The sequence below is a fragment of the Pseudomonas abyssi genome (genome assembly GCF_002307495.1).
GTDB lineage: Bacteria > Pseudomonadota > Gammaproteobacteria > Pseudomonadales > Pseudomonadaceae > Halopseudomonas > Halopseudomonas abyssi.
On the sequence record NZ_NTMR01000005.1, the window covers coordinates 141,526 to 158,109 of the forward strand.

Here is a 16,584-nt window from a genome sequence, read left to right on the forward strand (position 1 = left end):
AGACACTCTGAAAGGTGGGAGAGCATACATGTTTGCAGCCATGCGGTCAGAGCGAATGGAAGCGCTGCATCTGTTCAGCGACCCGGCAACCGGGCTGGAAGCGGTGGTCGCCATACACAACACCCGGCTTGGCCCAGCGCTGGGCGGCTGTCGTTACCTGGCCTACAACTCGCTGGATGACGCTCTGGCCGATGCCATGCGGCTGGCTCGCGGCATGAGCTACAAGGCCGCGTTGGCCGGCCTGGAGCAGGGCGGCGGCAAGGCGGTGATTCTGCGCCAACCCCACATAGCTGACCGTGCGGCGTTGTTCGAGGCCTTTGGCCGCTGCATCGAATCGCTGCGCGGCGGCTACATCACGGCGGTCGACAGTGGCACCAGTAGCGCCGACATGGACTGCATTGCCCAGCACACCGGGCACGTGACCAGTACGACCCATGCCGGCGATCCATCTCCACACACCGCGCTGGGCGTTCTGGCCGGCATGCGCTCGGCGGTCCGCGCGCGCCTGGGTCAGGGCTCGCTGGCCGACGTACGGGTGGTGGTGCAGGGGCTCGGCAATGTCGGTTATGCCCTGGCGCAGTTGCTGCAAGCCGAAGGCGCCGAGCTGCTGGTCGCCGATCTGGATCAGGGCAAGGTGCGGCTGGCGGCAGAGGAGTTGGGCGCCCAGCCGCTGGCGCCGGACGCGGTCTACGAAACGCCGTGCGATCTGTTCGCGCCCTGCGGGCTGGGCGGCGCGATCAGTCAGCGCAGTGCGGCTCTTTTGCGCTGTGCGGTGATTGCCGGCGCGGCCAACAACCAGCTGGTGGAGCCGGAGTTGGCCGAGCAACTGGTCGCTCGCGATATCCTGTACACCCCTGACTATGTGATTAATGCTGGCGGCTTGCTGCACGTGGCGCTGACGCATCGTGGGGTCGACGCCGGCGAGATCGCCGCCCGGGTCAAGGGCATTGGCGCACGACTGGACTCGATCTTTGCCGAGAGTCGGGCTGAGGGACGCTCGCCTGCCGAGGTGGCAGATCGTCAGGCTGAGCAGGTGCTGTTCGCCGACGCGACCTGACTACTCCAGTTTGAAGCGTTTGCGCAGGCGCTTGTCGAGGATCGAGGTCGGCAGCCAGCGCTTGAGGCGCACCATGCTGCGCGCGCCTGAGCCGATCAGCGCATTTTCCGGACGTACCGGGTTGCGGATATAGCCGAGCAGTTCGTTGGCGAAGTCGCTGGCACTGGTCGAGCGTGCGTTTTGCGAGGCCTTGGCGCGTGCCTGCACCGCCTTTTCCCAGGGTTTGAACCAGGAGGTCTCTGCCATGGTGATGGCGGCGGTGGCGTTGTTGCCGAAATCCGAAGCAATCGCCCCCGGCATGACGTTCAGTACCTGAATGCCGAAGGGATGCAGCTCCAGGCGCAGGGCGTCGGAGATGGCGTGCAGAGCCGCTTTGGATGCGCAGTAGACGCCGGAGAAGGGGGTTGTGGTAACGCCAGAGACGCTGCCGATGTTGACGATCAGACCCTTGGCGGTGCGCAGTAGATCGGCGCTGTCGCGCACCAATTGCAGTGGCGCAAAGACGTTGGTGTCGAATTGCTTCAGCAGGGTGTCGCGGTCAGCGTCGAGAATCGGCCCCATTGCGCCGTAGCCGGCGTTGTTGACCAGCAGGTCCAGACGGCCGGCTTGCGTGCGGATTTGCTCGATGCACTGCCGGCGTTGCTCCGGGTCGTTGACATCCAGAGCAATGGCGATGGCGCCCTTGTCGGTCAGCGGGGTCAGGGTCTCGGTACGGCGCGCTGCAGCAAATACCTGATAGTCGGCCGCAAGGCAGGCCAGTGCCAATGCCTGGCCGATACCGGACGAGCAGCCGGTAATCAGGGCGACGGGCTGGGTCATGCTTTTCTCCTTATTGTTCTTTGATAAAGTCCGCGCGTACCGTGTCGGCCCGGTATTCCAGCTCGCTCTCACGGTAGCCGCTGCGTAGGCGCGGCAGGCTGTAGCACACCTGGGTATCAGCGCCCGGTTGCAGATCGATGCCCAGGTTGAAACGTTGGTCGCTGGCGGCCACATCGACCAGATTCGAGTTGTACCCGGGCTGGTTTGCCCACAGCTGCCAGCTGATATTGCGCGCCGTCCGGTCGCCGTGATTGCGGATGCTGACAAACAACGGCTGACCGAACGGGCAGCTCTCTGGCTGGTATTGCAGTTCGAACGCCAGCTTGTCGATACGTTGGCCCTGCTGCCATTGCAGGACGCCCATGACCGCTGCGAGCAGCAGGCCGAGAGCGGCGACGATACCGCTGACCGGCAGCATCACGCGGGGGAAGCGCAGCAGCAGTACCAGCCAGATTAGAAACAGTGCAATGCCGTAGGGCATGATGGGGTCCTCGTTGAAGCAGTTTGCCGCGTCGGGCAGGGAGGCCGTATGCCGGCAAGTGCATGATGAGCCGCTGGCAGTGTACGACGTGTCAGGGCGCAAGTGGCACCTGTATCACTGTCCCGGTGCTCAGCCTATCAAATCTGGTCTGCTGCACAGGGCCATTGAAACAGCTCGCAACTGTTCTGCCAGCAGCGTGCACTGAACTGATTGAGCGGCTCGGCGCGCAGCTCGGCCAGCGCCGCGGCAATAGCCGGCAGCAGGGTTGGGCTGTTGCGCTGATGGGCGTGGAAGGTCGGCGCCATATCCGGACTGTCGGTCTCGAGCACGATTTGCTCGGCGGGCAGGGCCGCGACGGTCTTGCGCAGGCGGTGTGCCTGCGGCCAGGTAGCGGCGCCTCCCAACCCCAGCTTGAAGCCGAGCTTGCGGTATTCGCTGGCCTCTTCCGGGCTGCCGCTGAAGGCGTGAATGACGCCGCCTCGGGCCGGGCGATAGCGCTTGAGCGTGGCGATGACGTCAGCGTGGGCCTTGCGGACATGCAGCAGGCTGGGTAGCTTGCAGTCGACCGCCAATTGCAGCTGTGCCTCGAATAGCTGCTTTTGAGCGGCGCGGTCGGCACGCTTGTCCCAGTAATCCAGGCCGTACTCGCCGACAGCACAGCACTGCGCTGCGCTCAGGCGCTCAGCCAGGTTTTGCTGCAGCGCCGCAATATGCTCCGGCTGATGGTCGGCCATAAACATCGGGTGCAGACCAAAGGCAGCGAACAGGTTGTCGTGCTGCTGACAGAGTCTCCAGACCCCCTCCCAGTTGCTGCGAGTAACGCCCAGCACCACCAGCCGTTCGACACCCAGGCGCGCGCAGTCGCTCAACACCTGATCGCGATCAGGATCAAAGGCAGCGAAGTCGAGATGGGTGTGGGTGTCGATGTAGGGCATGGGGGGACGCTACGCCTACGCGTAGCGAGCTGCAAGCCGGAAGCCGCTGCGCGGCGCAGCCGCAAGCCACAAGCCGCAAGCTACAAGCGAAAAGCGAAAAGCGAAAAGCGAAAAGCGAAAAGCGAGGATAGGCTGTGGGCCTTGCGGGAGTGCGGAGGGGGGTATAGCGGTCGTGTGCAGCTGCAGTGCCCTCAAACTACCCGCGCAGCTGGTGACCGCGCGGGTTTTGCTTGTAGCTTGCCGCTTGAGGCTTGCAGCTGAGCACCACTGAGCCGCTGCGCGGCTCAGTGGTGCTCTCGCGTCGCGCGGAAGTTGATTTCCGGCCAGCGTTCTTCGGTCAGGCTGAGGTTGACGCGGGTGGGTGCCAGGTAGGTGAGGTGGCCACCGCCGTCAACCGCCAAGTTGTCATTGGCTTTGTTGCTGAACTCGTCCAATTTCTTGCGATCACTGGAATCGACCCAGCGCGCTGACCAGACGTTGACCGGCTCGTAAATGCACTCGACCTTGTATTCCTGCTTCAGGCGCTCGGCCACGACGTCAAACTGCAGCACACCGACCGCGCCGAGGATGATGTCGTTGTTGCGCTCGGGGAAGAACACCTGGGTGGCGCCTTCTTCGGCCAGTTCCTGCAGGCCCTGGCGTAGCTGCTTGGATTTCAGCGGGTCTTTCAGGCGCACGCGGCGGAACAGTTCCGGGGCAAAGTGCGGGATGCCGGTAAAACCGATCTTCTCGCCTTCGGTGAAGGTGTCGCCGATCTGGATGGTGCCGTGGTTGTGCAGACCGATGATATCGCCGGCCCAGGCTTCTTCCAGATGCTCGCGCTCGGCGGCGAAGAAGGTCAGCGCGTCGGCGATGCGTACTTCCTTGCCGGTGCGCACGTGGTGCAGCTTCATGCCCTTCTCGTAGCGGCCGGAGCAGATGCGCACGAAGGCGATGCGGTCGCGGTGCTTGGGGTCCATGTTCGCCTGAATCTTGAATACGAAACCGGTGAACGGCGCTTCGGTTGGCTGCACCTCGCGCTCATGGCTGGCGCGCGGCTGCGGGCGCGGGGCCCAGTCGACGATAGCGTCCAGCACCTGATCGACACCGAAGTTGCCCAGCGCGGTGCCAAAGAACACCGGCGTCATTTCACCCTTGATGAAGGCGTCCTGATCGAATTCGTGGCAGGCGCCCTGCACCAGTTCCAGCTCTTCGACAAAGTTGTCGTACAGATCGCCCAGGTGCGCGCGGGCCTCATCCGAGTCCAGGCCGTCGATCACCTGCTGCTCGGTGCGTTCGTGGCCGTGGCCCGGCACGTAGACGATGATCTTGTCGTCAGCCAGGTGGTAGACGCCCTTGAAGTCGCGGTAGCAGCCAATCGGCCAGGTGATCGGCGCGGCCTTGATGTTCAGTACCGCTTCGATCTCGTCGAGCAGCTCGATCGGGTCGCGGATGTCGCGGTCGAGTTTGTTGACGAAGCTGACGATCGGCGTGTCGCGCAGGCGGCAGACGTCCATCAGCGCAATGGTACGTGGCTCGACACCTTTACCGCCGTCGAGCACCATCAGCGCCGAATCCACCGCGGTCAGGGTGCGGTAGGTGTCTTCGGAGAAGTCTTCGTGACCGGGGGTGTCCAGCAGGTTGACCATCGCATCGCGATAGGGGAACTGCATCACCGAGGTGGTCACCGAAATGCCCCGCTCCTTTTCCATCGCCATCCAGTCGGAGGTGGCGTGGCGGTCGGATTTGCGCGATTTGACCGTACCGGCCACGCTGATCGCCTGGCCCATAAGCAGCAAGCGTTCGGTGATGGTGGTCTTACCCGCATCCGGGTGGGAGATGATGGCGAAGGTGCGCCGCTTGGCGACTTCTTTTTCGATGGCGTTGGACATGTCGGCTACTGGGCAGTTGGCGGGGCGCGATGGTGGCACGCTTAAGCGTGCTGCGGCCCGGCAAGAAAATTGGCTGCGTATTGTCGCCGATCAACCGGGGGATGACAAAGGGAAAAGCCGGCGGGCGGGCCCGCCGGCTTGAGGGTCTGTTGCCTTCTCGTTCAGCCGCCTGCCGGCAGCTGTTCAGGGGTTACTGGAAAGCCTCGCAATTGGCGGTGGCGATTTGCGTCGGGTCGGTACTGGCCTGATCGCGGATGATACCGCCGTTGAACTGCTGCAGCTCCACCTCGCCGTCGTCGCGCAACAGGATCTGCAAACGCTCCATGGCCGCGCGCTCACCGTTGCTTTCGGCTGCGTAGTAGGCGTTGCGCAGGCTGAAGGTTTCCGTACCTTTCTGGCCGTTGCTGATACCGGGTGTGGTGACGCCCTTGGGATTGAGGTCATAACGCCACGGGTCGGCGATGCTGCCGTCGCCCTCGATCAGCAGGTCAACTTCTTCGCAGAGGGTAAAGCCTGATTGCAACGTGCTGTCGACAAACCCGGTCAGGGTGATCGGGCTGCGCGCCTGCAGGGTCTGGAACAGGGTGGTGATTTGCGGTGCCAGCGGGCGCTCTTCCAGGTCCATGTAGCTGTTGCTGTAGGCGCCGGAGCCGATGCGCGTAGTGATTGCAATGCGCCAGGCGACCGGGCTGCTGCGCTGCGGGTCCAGCGTGATGGTCAGGGTATGGGTCACATCCTCGCTGGGCTTGACGGTGAGCTGGTATACCGGCGTGTTCTGGTAGGGCGAGGTGCTGCCGTTCCAGAAGTTGAAGGTGGGGTCGCTCGGGTCAAAGGTGAAGTCTTCGATGCTGACGACGCCGTTGTTCTGCACCAGCACCTGGGCCTGATCGCCCAGCGTCAGTGCAGTGTCTTCAAAACGGGCGCTGCGGTTGACGAAGGTCGGGGTGTAGGTGCCAGCCAGCGCGCCAACAGCGGTGGCGGCGGGGTTGGCCGGTTGCTCTACGCGCAGCTGGCCGAGGAAGGCCGGGATGTTGAATGGCCCGCTGGTATTGCTCAGATCACCCACGTTGATCTCGTTGAAATGCCCCACCTCGTTGTCGCTCAGGGCATAGTCGATGTTGCCGTCCTGCCAGATGATTTCCGGCAGATGCGGGCTGTCACCAAGAATGCGGTGGATGGGGTTGGTCAGGGTCTTGCCGTTGATGGTCAGGCTGTTGTCGGGACCCAGCACCACGCTGACGGCCTGATCTTCGCTGAAGGCGCAGACGCTGCCGCAGCCGGCCCCGCTGCCTTGCTTGAAGACCAGATCGAGACTGCCGACCAGCGCACTGTTCAGGGTGGCCGGCACGCTGCCGCCGCCATTTTGCGAACCGGGCGCTGCCGGCAGGCTGGCGCCGCCGAGCAGAGAGCTGACCAGTGTGTTGTAGTCGGTCAGGTTCGGGTTGTCGCTGATCGCCTGGGCCAGCGCTTCAAGCAACTGATCGTAGGGATCGCTGTTCGGGTCCGGGGTGAACGCGGTGCTGAACGGTGCCGTGGAGCCGGCGCTCCAGCTGGCTGGCAGCGTGTAGCCGGCAGCTTCCAGCAGCGTGCGCAGGGTATCGGCGGCGGCGCTGAGCTGAGCGCCCAGGGTTGCCAGGTCGGCGCTGCCGTCATCGGGGGCGCTGAACCAGTCTGTCAGGGTCTGCCCCGACAGGTCGTTGACCTGCAGCGCCAGCGCCAGGTCGGTGAGCGGGGTGATGTTGACGTTGCCGCTGGCGGTGGCCAGGCTGTAGAGCGTCACGCTGGGGGTGCCGCCGTTGATGCGCAGGGCACAGGGCAACGCCTGTGCATTGCTGATCTCGCCGCTCCAGCTGCCGTCGGTATCGGTGGTTACGGTGTCGGTGAACCCCGACCCGTCGGCGCAGACGGCGGTCACCGTGCCGCTGGCAATGGGCGCGCCGGTGGCTGCCGTGCCGCTGACGGTGGTACCTGCTGCGGCGCTGCCGCCATCACTGCCACCTCCACCACCGCCGCCAAGACAGGCACTCAACAGCGCGGCGCCAAGCAGGGTGCCCGGCAGTTTCAGGTAACTCCATGGATGATTGATCATGTCCCACTCCCTTTTCATGTACTTGTTCCGGTAGGCTAGCCATGGGCCTGCGCACCGGGCAGCCCGTAAACAGGGGGGGGAGGTGCGAACGCGAAGCGAGGGGTTATGGGCGACGATTTTGGCGACAACCTGCGGCTGCTGTGCAGCTACTACAAGTCCACTGCCGAGGTGTGTCGACGGCTGGGTATCAATCGACCGCAGTTCAATCGCTACCTGAACGGCGTCAATCGCCCCTCCGACAGCACCATGCGCCGGCTGTGCGACTTCTTTGGCGTTGAAGTACACGAGATACTGCTGCCGCATGGGCAGTTCCAGCGACTGATTCAGGTTCGTCCGCAGCCGGGAGAGCGACCAGCGCTGGCGACGCTACAGCCGGCTTCGCTTGAGCAGGACTACCTGGAGCGGCTAAACCGGGTCGGCCAACACGGTCTCGACAAGTATCTGGGTTACTACTTCGAGTATTACCTGTCGATGGCCTATCCAGGCAGCATTCTGCGCACCCTGGTATGCCTGGAAGAGCACGACGGCAAGACCTATTACCAGCGTACCGAGCGCATTCGCGAGCGGACGGGCAGCAAACCGTTTCACGGTGTTTACCGGGGCATGGTGCAGTTCCTGTCGGACCGTATCTTTCTCTCCGACTACGAAACCCTGACCAACTTCGAGATGACCCAGACGGTACTCTATCCCTCGTTCCGCAACCGGGTGGATCGCCTGACCGGTCTGCGCATCGGCGTATCCGGCAGTGGCGAGCGGGTGCCGTGCTGTACACGGGTGCTGTACGAGTACCTCGGGCGTGAGGTGGATCGGCAGCGGGTGCTGGCGCTGTGCGGGCTGTACGCCTGTGATGATCCGGCGCTGGACGCGGATATCCGCGCGGCGATCCGCAACGACATTGGCCCGGGAGAGTGGCACTTCCGGGCACGGTTTTAGATCGTCCGTTCGTCGCTCAGGTTGAGTGACCAGTCGCGGATTACGGCTGCTGTATCGCGCCCGCCCGCCAGCAGCCAGTGCAGTTTGCAGAACGCCGCTTCCGGTGTCATGTCACCGCCACTCAGCACACCCTGATCCTGCAGGCCCGCGCTCGCGGCGTAGGTGCCGGGGCTGATGCCGCCCTGCAGACACTGGGTTACGTTGACCACGACCTTGCCACGTGCGCCGGCGCGCTTGATAAAGGCATCGAACGCCGGATCGCGGCTGGGCACGTTGCCCGCGCCGAAACTCTGCAACACCACCGCCTTGCAGTTACTGTCGGCCAGAATCGCGTCGTACAGGGCTGGCGGCATCGATGGATGCAGGCAGAGCATGGCAACCGCACCCGGCTGGAAGTCGAGGGCGGCGGCTTCGCGCGGATGACGGCTGGCGATGGCTTCGCCAAGCAATCGCTCGGTATACAGCTGCGGGCGGATATTGAGTTCGGCCAGCGGCGCCGCGTTGGGGGTGTCGAAGGCGTGAAACTGCTGGCTGCTGACTTTGCGCAGGCGGCTGCCGTTGAGCAGTCGGTTGTTGAACACCAGGCTGACATTGCGCAGGCGCGGCCCGGCTGCCAATTGCAGCGCCGCCTGCAGATGCGCCACCGCGTCGCTGCGCGGCAGCCCGAGCGGCACCTGCGAGCCGGTGAACAGCACGTTGCGTTCGCTGGCGCCGAGCATGAACGCTAGGGCCGCAGCGCTGTAGGCCATGGTGTCGGTGCCGTGCAGAATGATGAAGCCGCGGTAGCGCTCCCAGTGTTCGGCCAGCAGCGCGGCGAGCTGCTGCCAGTGCGCCGGGGTGATGTTGGCGCTGTCGATCAGTGGGTCGATCTCCAGCAGGTCGAAGCCGGGCAACTGTTGCAGGCTGCTGCCCAACTGCTGCTCGATACGCTGGCGCAGACCGGGGGCCGGTGCCAGCCCATGCGGGCCGGGCACCATGCCGATGGTGCCGCCGGTGTGCAGGATCAGCACCTCGGCGGTCATGAGGCGGCCTTTTGCGGTGCCAGCATGGACTGCGGGCTCAGCAGGCGGTTGAGTTCCGATTCGCTCATCAGGTTCTCCTCGATGATCAGCGCCTTGACCGTACTGCCGGTCATCAGCGCCGTATGGGCGATGCGCGAGGCATTGCTGTAGCCGATGTGTGGCACCAGCGCGGTGATGATACCGATGCTGTTGTCGACGTGGGCAGCGCAGGCCTGTTCGTTGGCGATGATGCCACGAATGCAGCGATGTTCGAGCATCTGGCAGGCTTCCTTGAGCATCTTCAGCGAGTTGAGCAGGTTGTAGATGATCATGGGCTCCATCGCGTTGAGCTGCAGCTGCCCGGCCTCGGCGGCCAAGGTCACCGCCAGATCCGCAGCGATGACCTGATACGCAGTCTGGTTCATGGCTTCGGGAATCACCGGGTTGACCTTGCCCGGCATGATCGAGGAACCGGGCTGCATCGGCGGCAGCTGGATTTCACCGAGCCCTGTGCGCGGGCCGCTGGAGAGCAGGCGCAGGTCGTTGCTCATCTTGCTCAGCTTGATCGCCAGGCGCTTGAGGATACCGGAGAAGAACACGAAGGCGCCCATGTCGGACGTGGCCTCGACCAGGTTGCTGGCCGGCACCAGCGGCTTGCCGGAAATGGCCGCCAGGCGGGCGACGACCTTGGCCGAGTAGCCTTCGGGCGTGTTGATGCCGGTGCCGATGGCGGTGCCGCCCAGGTTGACTTCACACAGCAGCGCGCAGGCTTCGCGGATACGGTCCAGGTCTTCACCGAGGTTCACCGCAAAGGCGTCGAACTCCTGACCCAGGGTCATCGGCACGGCGTCCTGCAGCTGGGTGCGGCCCATCTTCAGGATATGCGCGAACTCCCGGCCCTTGTCTTCCAGCGCGGCCTTGAGCGAGGCCAGCGCCGGCACAAAGTTGTCGGCGGCAAACTGAATGCCGAGACAGGCGGCGGTCGGGTAGGCATCGTTGGTTGACTGCGAGCGGTTGACGTCGTCATTCGGATGCAGATAGCGGTACTCGCCACGACCGTGCCCGAGCTTGGCCAGTGCGACGTTGGCGATCACCTCGTTGGCGTTCATGTTGGTCGAGGTGCCGGCGCCGCCCTGAATGACGTCGACGATGAACTGGTCGTGATACAGACCGCTGGCGATGTCTTCGCAGGCGGAGACGATGGCGTCGGTCTTTTCCTGACTGAGCAGGCCGAAGTCGCGGTTGGTCAGCGCCGAGGCCTGTTTTACCTGCGCCAGTGCCTGAATCAGTTCCGGGAAGTGGGAAATCGGCACCCCGGTAATGGCAAAGTTGGCCGCCGCACGCAGGGTCTGGATGCCGTACCAGGCATCTTCGGGTACATCGAGATCACCAAGCAGATCGTGTTCTGAACGGGTATTCATGGGTGTGCTTCCAGAGGAAACGGAGCGCCGGGGATCCGGCGCTCGGGGCAGGGGTCAGTGGTTGTCTTTGCGCTGGCTGGCCGGCCAGGACTCGTGGTCCAGATCCAGGTCGGCGTACTCTTCAGCGTGGAAGGTCGGCGTCTTGTTGCCGCTCTTGAGCTGTCGGTCGTAGTCGGCGAGCACGCGCTTGCCGGTCTTGAACAGCAGGGTCAGGGCAACCAGGTTGACCAGTGCCAGCAGGCCCATGGTCAGGTCGGCGAAGCCGAATACGGTACCCAGATCCATGATCGCGCCCAGACAGCACAGGCAGATCACCACCACCCGAAAGCCGTTCATGACGAACTCGTTGCTGCGGCCGGTGGTCAGGTAGCTGACGCTGTTCTCACCGAGGTAGTAGTTGTAGAGCACGGTGCTGAAGCCGAACAGCAGCATGGCAATGCTGACGAACACACGGCCCCATTCGCCGATATGGGTTGCCAGCGAGGCCTGGGTCAAGGCCACGCCCTGACTGGCGTCGCCCAGCGTCGGGTCATAGGCGGTGCCCATCAGAATGATCAGCGCGGTGCAGGTGCACAGCACGATGGTGTCGATGAAGACCGAGAACGACTGCACCACACCCTGATTGGCCGGGTGCGGGACGAAGGCCACCGATGCCACGTTGGGCGCGCTGCCGAGGCCCGCTTCGTTGGAGAACAGGCCGCGCTTGACGCCCATCAGGATCGCCGCGCCGATACCGCCGCCAACCACCGGGCCGATGCCGAAGGCGCTCTCCACAATCAGCTTGAGGGTCGCGGGAATCTCGCTGAAGTTCAGACCGAGTACCACCACGGCGATCAGCAGGTAGCCGCCAGCCATGATCGGCACCAGCACTTCCGCGACCTGGGCGATACGTTTAACGCCGCCGAAGATGATCAGGCCGACCACCAGCGCCAGACCGATGCCGCTGTAGTACAGCGGAATGCTGAAGGCATCCTGCAGCGAGGTGGCGACCGCGTAGGATTGCAGGGCGATAAAGCCGATACCGAAGGTCACCAGCAGCAGCACCGAGTACACCACCGCCAGCCACTTCCAGTTGCGACCCAGGCCGCGCTCGATATAGTGCGCCGGGCCGCCACGGTAGGCGCCATCCGGCTCGGCGGTCTTGTACAGCTGGGCGAGGGTACATTCGATAAAGCTGGTCGCCATGCCCATCAGGCCGACAACCCACATCCAGAAGATCGCGCCGGGGCCGCCGAGGGTGATGGCCACTGCCACGCCGGCGATATTGCCGCCGCCGACCCGGCCGGCAACCGACAGAATCAGCGCTTGAAAGGAACTGAGGTGGCGTCCGTCCGCCTCGTGATGCTTAGCGGTGAGGATGCCGAACATCTTGCCGAAGTAACGAAACTGAACGAAGCGGGTGGCGATGGTGAACCAGACTCCGATGCCGACCAGCATGGCAATCAGAATCTTGCTCCACAGCAGGTCGCTGAGGGCGGATAGCATGATCTACTCCTTTCGGTGAGCCGAATTTTATTGTCGGTTGGGGAGGCTCATTGAAACGCGCGAGTGCGCGCTTGGGGAGTTTGTAAACTGATACGAAAAGACGCTATCTGATGCTTTTTTAGCATCAGATAGCGTCTGTTTTTCTGCGTCAGGCGATCTGTTCCAATGCCTCGTCGCGCAGCACCACCAGCGGCTGACCGGCCTGTACCCGGCCACCGGGCTGCTGCAGCACATGGGTTACCACACCCGCGCACGGCGCCTGCAGCGGAATCTCCATCTTCATCGATTCGAGAATCAGCAGGGTTTGCCCGGCCTTGACGGTATCACCGACCTTGACCTCGGCCTGCCACAGACTGCCGGACACCGGGCTGTCGACGCCGACGCTGTCCTCCGGCCAGCTGACATCCTCGTCGCTGCTTTCCAGCTCTTCGCTCTCGAAGTTGAACTGGCCGTTGGCGTGCCACTGGCGCAGTTCTTCGGCGAACGCAGCGTTGCGTTTTTGCTTGAAGGCGTCGATGTCATCGGCGTTGTCGGCAATAAAGGCCTCGTGCTCGGCGAGGCTGAACTGGCTTTCCTCGATGCGCAGCGGGTAGCGGCCCTGCGGGAAGTCGCGGCGAATCTGCTGCAGCTCCTCGTGGCTCACTTCGTAGAAACGGATCTGGTCGAAGAAGCGCAGCAGCCACGGTTTGCTGAACTCGCGGGTCTGGCGGTAGCGGTTCCACATCTGCAGGGTACGGCCGACGAACTGATAGCCGCCGGGGCCTTCCATACCGTAGACGCAGAGATAGGAGCCACCAATGCCGACCGAGTTTTCGGCGGTCCAGGTGCGCGCCGGGTTGTACTTGGTGGTCACCAGGCGGTGGCGCGGGTCGGTCGGTGTGGCCACCGGCGCGCCGAGGTAAACGTCGCCCAGGCCCATGACCAGATAGGACGCCTCGAACAACACCTTTTTGACGTCGTCGATGCTCTCCAGCCCGTTGATGCGGCGGATGAATTCCAGGTTGCTCGGGCACCAGGGCGCGTTCTTGCGCACCGACTGGGTGTATTTTTCGATCGCCAGCTGGCAGGCCTCGTCATCCCACGACAGCGGGATATGCACGATGCGCGAGGGTACGGCCAGTTCGTTGAGGCGTTCCGACAGCGCCTGCTCGGCCTTGAGCAGATGATCGAGCAGGGCGTCATGGCTCAATTGCTGGCTGTCGAAGTGCACCTGCAGTGAGCGGATGCCCGGTGTCAGTTCACGGAGACCCGCCACCGGGTTCTGCTGCAGCCACTGCATCAGCGCGTGGGCGCGGAAGCGCAGGCGGATATCCAGCATCTGCTCACCGTACTCGACCAGCAGGAAGTGGTCACCGGCAGCGCGGTAGACGATCTCGTCACCGAACTGCTCGGCGGGCAGGCGTTTGAGAATCGGTGTGTCTACCGCCACCGGTTGCCAGTCAACCGGCGTGGCGGCCAGCGCGTCGATCTCGCTTATCTGCGCCGCTTCCAGTGCGACCGCCTGTTCGATGCTGACCGGCACGAAGCGCACGGTGTCGCCGGCGCGCAGCTGGCCGAGCTTCCACAGGTCGGCGGTGATCACGGTCGCCGGGCAGACGAAGCCGCCCAGTGACGGGCCGTCCGGGCCGAGGATCACCGGCATGTCGCCGGTGAAATCGACGGTGCCGAAGGCGTAGGCGTTGTCGTGGATGTTGGACGGGTGCAGGCCGGCTTCGCCGCCGTCCTTGCGCGCCCACTCCGGTTTCGGGCCGATGAGACGGACGCCGGTGCGGCTGGAGTTGTAGTGAATCTCCCAGTCGGTGGCAAAGAAGCTGTCGATGTCCTTGCCGGTAAAGAAGTCCGGCGCGCCGTGCGGGCCGTAGATCACCCGCAGCTCCCACTGGTTGCCGATCGCCGGGCGCAGTTCGCTCGGTACCTCTGCCGCCGCGACCGGGCTGACTGCGGCACTCAGGTGCAGCACGTCACCGGTGCGCAGCGCGCGGCCGTTGTGGCCACCGAACTGGCCGAGGGTAAAGGTCGATTTTGATCCGAGATAGTCGGGGCATTGCAGGCCGCCGAGCACCGCCAGGTAGGCGCGCGCACCGGCTTCCTTGATGCGGCCGAGGGTCAGGGTCTGACCGGCGGCGACGTCGATCACCTGCCAAGCGGCAATCGGCTGATCATCCAGTTTGGCGTCGATTTCCGCACCGCTCAGCACGATCTGGCTGGCGCTGGCAAAGCGCAGGGTCGGACCCTGCAGGGTGATTTCCAGCCCGGCGGCGTCGGCCGGGTTGTTCAGCAGGCGGTTGCCGAGGCGGAAGGCGTAGCTGTCGAACGGGCCGGACGGCGGCACGCCGACATCCCAGCTGCCGGTGCGGCCCGGAAAGTCCTGAATGGTGGTCTGGGTGCCGCCGGCCAGTACGTCGATGCGCGCCGGCTGGAAGCGGAAGCTGTTGAGGTAGCGGGTGGTGACCTCGCCAGCCAGCAGCGCCGGGTCGCGGGTCAGCGCGCGCAGGTAGTCGAGGTTGGTTTCGCTGCCGTACAGGCGGGTGGCGTCCAGGGTGTCCTGCAGCTTGGTCAGCGCGGCGGCGCGGTCTTCGGCGTGGACGATGACCTTGGCCAGCATCGGGTCGAAGTAGGACGGTACTTCCAGCCCGGATTCGATCCAGTGGTCAATGCGGATGCCGTCACCGGACGGGAAGGCCACTTCGCTGAGCAGGCCGGCGAAGGGCTGGAAGTCGCGGAACGGGTCTTCGGCGTACAGACGCACCTGAATGGAATGGCCCTTGGGCACGAGGCTGGCGCGGCGAGCGTTCAGCTCCAGCTCTTCGCCGGCGGCCAGACGTACCATCCACTCGACCAAATCAACGCCGAACACCTCCTCGGTGACGCCATGCTCAACTTGCAGGCGGGTGTTTACTTCCAGGAAGTAGAACTGATGACTGTCGGCGTCGTAGATAAATTCGACGGTGCCGGCGTTGCGGTAGCTGACGCTGGACAGCAGCTTTTCAGCGGTGGCGTGCAGCTCGCTGCGTACCTCGTCGCTCAGGTTCGGTGCCGGGCACTCTTCCACTACCTTCTGGTTGCGGCGCTGGCTGGAGCAGTCGCGCTCACCGAGTGCCAGTGCGTTGCCCTTGCCGTCGGCAAACACCTGCACCTCGATATGCCGGGCGCGGGCGATGAATTTTTCCAGGAATACGCCATCGTCGGCAAAGTTGCTGGCGCCGAGGCGCTTGACGCTGTCGAAGGCGCCGATCAGTTCGTCTTCGCTGTGGCACAGCTGCATGCCGATACCGCCGCCACCGGCGGTGCTCTTGAGCATCACCGGATAGCCGATACGCGCGGCTGCTGCCTTGGCGGCAGCCAGATCGGTCAGCAGGTCGGTGCCCGGCAGCAGCGGCACATTGGCCTGCTCGGCCAGCTCGCGGGCGCGGTGCTTGAGACCAAAGGCCAGCATCTGTTCGGGTGTCGGGCCGATGAAGGCGACACCGGCGGCCTCACAGCGGCGCACGAAGTTGGCGTTCTCGCTGAGGAAGCCGTAACCGGGGTGGATGGCCTGGGCGCCCGTGTCGGCGGCGATGGCCAGCAGCTTGTCGACCTGCAGATAGGTATCGGCGGCGGCGCCTTCGCCGAGGCTGTAGGCCTCGTCAGCCAGCCGTACGTGCAGGCTGTCGGCGTCGCATTCGGCGTAGACGGCAACGGAGCCGACGCCGAGGGTGCGCAGGGTGCGGATGATACGGGTGGCGATGGCGCCACGGTTGGCGATCAGAACCTTGTTGAACATGTCGCTAGCCTTTGCCGGGCCGTCCCAGGCTGCTTTGTTTACGACAGTGGCCGTCCACTGAAGCTGTGATGTCTCGTTGTACGGGTTACTCAGACCAAACCAGCAACTCAACTGGCGTCGGGTTGTAACCGTTGCACGGGTTGTTTAGCTGCGGGCAGTTGGAAATCAGGATCACCACGTCCATCAGCGCGGTCAGCTCGACATACTTGCCGGCGCCGGAGATGCCGTCTTCAAAGGTCAGGCCGCCTTCGGCGGTGACCGGCACGTTCATAAAGAAGTTGATGTTGTGGGTGATGTCGCGCTTGCTGATGCCGTACTGCGGGTTCTCCGCTACGGCCAGCATCCAGCTGTCACGGCACGAGTGCATGCAGCGCTTTTCCAGGTCGTAGCGCACGGTGTTGCTTTCGCTGGCGCAGGCGCCGCCGAGGGTGTCGTGACGGCCACAGGTGTCGGCGACGATTTCCAGCATCGGGTTGTTCTCATTCGAGCGAATCACCGAACCGGCGGTCAGGTAGACGTTGCCCTGTTCGCGGATGGTGTCGGTGGCGCTGTAGCGCTCGACCGGGTTGGCGGCGCTGAAGAACAGGGTGTCGGCGGCCTGATTGCCTTCCAGGTCCAGCAGGCGCAGGGTCTGGCCGGCCTTGACGATGCCGATGTAGTAATCACCGGCGCCGATGGTGGTGCGCGAGGCGGCGTTCTCGGGGAGCAGGGAGCTGTGCTTGATCATGG

Annotated in this window: 12 protein-coding genes; 2 read left to right on the forward strand and 10 right to left on the reverse strand. The window is 64.1% G+C overall.

Annotated features, from left to right (window positions below):
* The first annotated feature begins 28 nt into the window (after positions 1-28).
* Positions 29-1,057, forward strand: coding sequence for a Leu/Phe/Val dehydrogenase (locus CNQ84_RS05360; protein WP_096003879.1), 1,029 nt, complete (start codon positions 29-31; stop codon positions 1,055-1,057).
* Here the strand turns inward: CNQ84_RS05360 and CNQ84_RS05365 are convergent, their stop codons facing one another.
* The 5 genes from CNQ84_RS05365 to CNQ84_RS05385 all read right to left on the reverse strand — a co-directional run bounded on the left by CNQ84_RS05365 (position 1,058) and on the right by CNQ84_RS05385 (position 7,252).
* Complete coding sequence (locus CNQ84_RS05365; RefSeq protein WP_096003880.1) at positions 1,058-1,876, reverse strand: SDR family oxidoreductase; 819 nt, start codon at positions 1,874-1,876, stop codon at positions 1,058-1,060.
* A gap of 10 nt (positions 1,877-1,886) precedes the next feature.
* Positions 1,887-2,357 (reverse strand): multidrug transporter, encoded by a 471-nt coding sequence (locus CNQ84_RS05370; RefSeq protein WP_096003881.1) that lies wholly within the window; start codon positions 2,355-2,357, stop codon positions 1,887-1,889.
* Positions 2,358-2,494: 137 nt separating this feature from the next.
* The gene (locus CNQ84_RS05375) at positions 2,495-3,292 is read right to left on the reverse strand and encodes a TatD family hydrolase (RefSeq protein WP_096003882.1); all 798 of its coding nucleotides are present in this window, start codon (positions 3,290-3,292) and stop codon (positions 2,495-2,497) included.
* Positions 3,293-3,576: 284 nt separating this feature from the next.
* Complete coding sequence (locus CNQ84_RS05380) at positions 3,577-5,163, reverse strand: peptide chain release factor 3 (protein WP_096003883.1); 1,587 nt, start codon at positions 5,161-5,163, stop codon at positions 3,577-3,579.
* Positions 5,164-5,353: 190 nt separating this feature from the next.
* Positions 5,354-7,252: a hypothetical protein gene (locus CNQ84_RS05385; RefSeq protein ID WP_096003884.1), complete on the reverse strand. Its 1,899-nt coding sequence runs from the start codon at positions 7,250-7,252 to the stop codon at positions 5,354-5,356.
* A gap of 105 nt (positions 7,253-7,357) precedes the next feature.
* Between CNQ84_RS05385 and CNQ84_RS05390 the strand changes: the two genes are divergently transcribed.
* Positions 7,358-8,185 carry a helix-turn-helix transcriptional regulator gene (locus tag CNQ84_RS05390; protein ID WP_096003885.1) on the forward strand — a complete coding sequence of 276 codons (828 nt, stop codon included), beginning with the start codon at positions 7,358-7,360 and terminating at the stop codon, positions 8,183-8,185.
* Here CNQ84_RS05390 and CNQ84_RS05395 read toward each other — a convergent pair.
* From CNQ84_RS05395 to CNQ84_RS05415, 5 genes are all read right to left on the reverse strand, one after another.
* Positions 8,182-9,207, reverse strand: coding sequence for an asparaginase (locus CNQ84_RS05395; protein ID WP_096003886.1), 1,026 nt, complete (start codon positions 9,205-9,207; stop codon positions 8,182-8,184). The two genes, CNQ84_RS05390 and CNQ84_RS05395, sit on opposite strands and share 4 nt — an antisense overlap.
* The gene (locus tag CNQ84_RS05400) at positions 9,204-10,607 is read right to left on the reverse strand and encodes an aspartate ammonia-lyase (protein WP_096003887.1); all 1,404 of its coding nucleotides are present in this window, start codon (positions 10,605-10,607) and stop codon (positions 9,204-9,206) included. Before CNQ84_RS05400 ends, CNQ84_RS05395 begins: the two co-directional genes overlap by 4 nt.
* Before the next feature lie 54 nt (positions 10,608-10,661).
* A complete protein-coding gene (locus CNQ84_RS05405; protein WP_096003888.1) occupies positions 10,662-12,092 on the reverse strand; it encodes an alanine/glycine:cation symporter family protein in 1,431 nt (476 codons plus the stop codon).
* Between the two features lie 148 nt (positions 12,093-12,240).
* Complete coding sequence (gene uca, locus CNQ84_RS05410; RefSeq protein WP_096003889.1) at positions 12,241-15,855, reverse strand: urea carboxylase; 3,615 nt, start codon at positions 15,853-15,855, stop codon at positions 12,241-12,243.
* A gap of 85 nt (positions 15,856-15,940) precedes the next feature.
* Positions 15,941-16,582, reverse strand: a complete 642-nt coding sequence (locus CNQ84_RS05415) for an urea amidolyase associated protein UAAP2 (RefSeq protein WP_096003890.1) — start codon at positions 16,580-16,582, stop codon at positions 15,941-15,943.
* Positions 16,583-16,584 lie beyond the last annotated feature (2 nt).

What these genes read in the sequence shown, in the direction of transcription:
- CNQ84_RS05360 (WP_096003879.1), top strand. Translation starts at nt 29, where the DNA reads ATGTTTGCAGCCATGCGGTCAGAGCGAATGGAAGCGCTGCATCTGTTC.
- CNQ84_RS05365 (WP_096003880.1), bottom strand. Translation starts at nt 1,876, where the DNA reads ATGACCCAGCCCGTCGCCCTGATTACCGGCTGCTCGTCCGGTATCGGC.
- CNQ84_RS05370 (WP_096003881.1), bottom strand. Translation starts at nt 2,357, where the DNA reads ATGCCCTACGGCATTGCACTGTTTCTAATCTGGCTGGTACTGCTGCTG.
- CNQ84_RS05375 (WP_096003882.1), bottom strand. Translation starts at nt 3,292, where the DNA reads ATGCCCTACATCGACACCCACACCCATCTCGACTTCGCTGCCTTTGAT.
- CNQ84_RS05380 (WP_096003883.1), bottom strand. Translation starts at nt 5,163, where the DNA reads ATGTCCAACGCCATCGAAAAAGAAGTCGCCAAGCGGCGCACCTTCGCC.
- CNQ84_RS05385 (WP_096003884.1), bottom strand. Translation starts at nt 7,252, where the DNA reads ATGATCAATCATCCATGGAGTTACCTGAAACTGCCGGGCACCCTGCTT.
- CNQ84_RS05390 (WP_096003885.1), top strand. Translation starts at nt 7,358, where the DNA reads ATGGGCGACGATTTTGGCGACAACCTGCGGCTGCTGTGCAGCTACTAC.
- CNQ84_RS05395 (WP_096003886.1), bottom strand. Translation starts at nt 9,207, where the DNA reads ATGACCGCCGAGGTGCTGATCCTGCACACCGGCGGCACCATCGGCATG.
- CNQ84_RS05400 (WP_096003887.1), bottom strand. Translation starts at nt 10,607, where the DNA reads ATGAATACCCGTTCAGAACACGATCTGCTTGGTGATCTCGATGTACCC.
- CNQ84_RS05405 (WP_096003888.1), bottom strand. Translation starts at nt 12,092, where the DNA reads ATGCTATCCGCCCTCAGCGACCTGCTGTGGAGCAAGATTCTGATTGCC.
- uca (WP_096003889.1), bottom strand. Translation starts at nt 15,855, where the DNA reads ATGTTCAACAAGGTTCTGATCGCCAACCGTGGCGCCATCGCCACCCGT.
- CNQ84_RS05415 (WP_096003890.1), bottom strand. Translation starts at nt 16,582, where the DNA reads ATGATCAAGCACAGCTCCCTGCTCCCCGAGAACGCCGCCTCGCGCACC.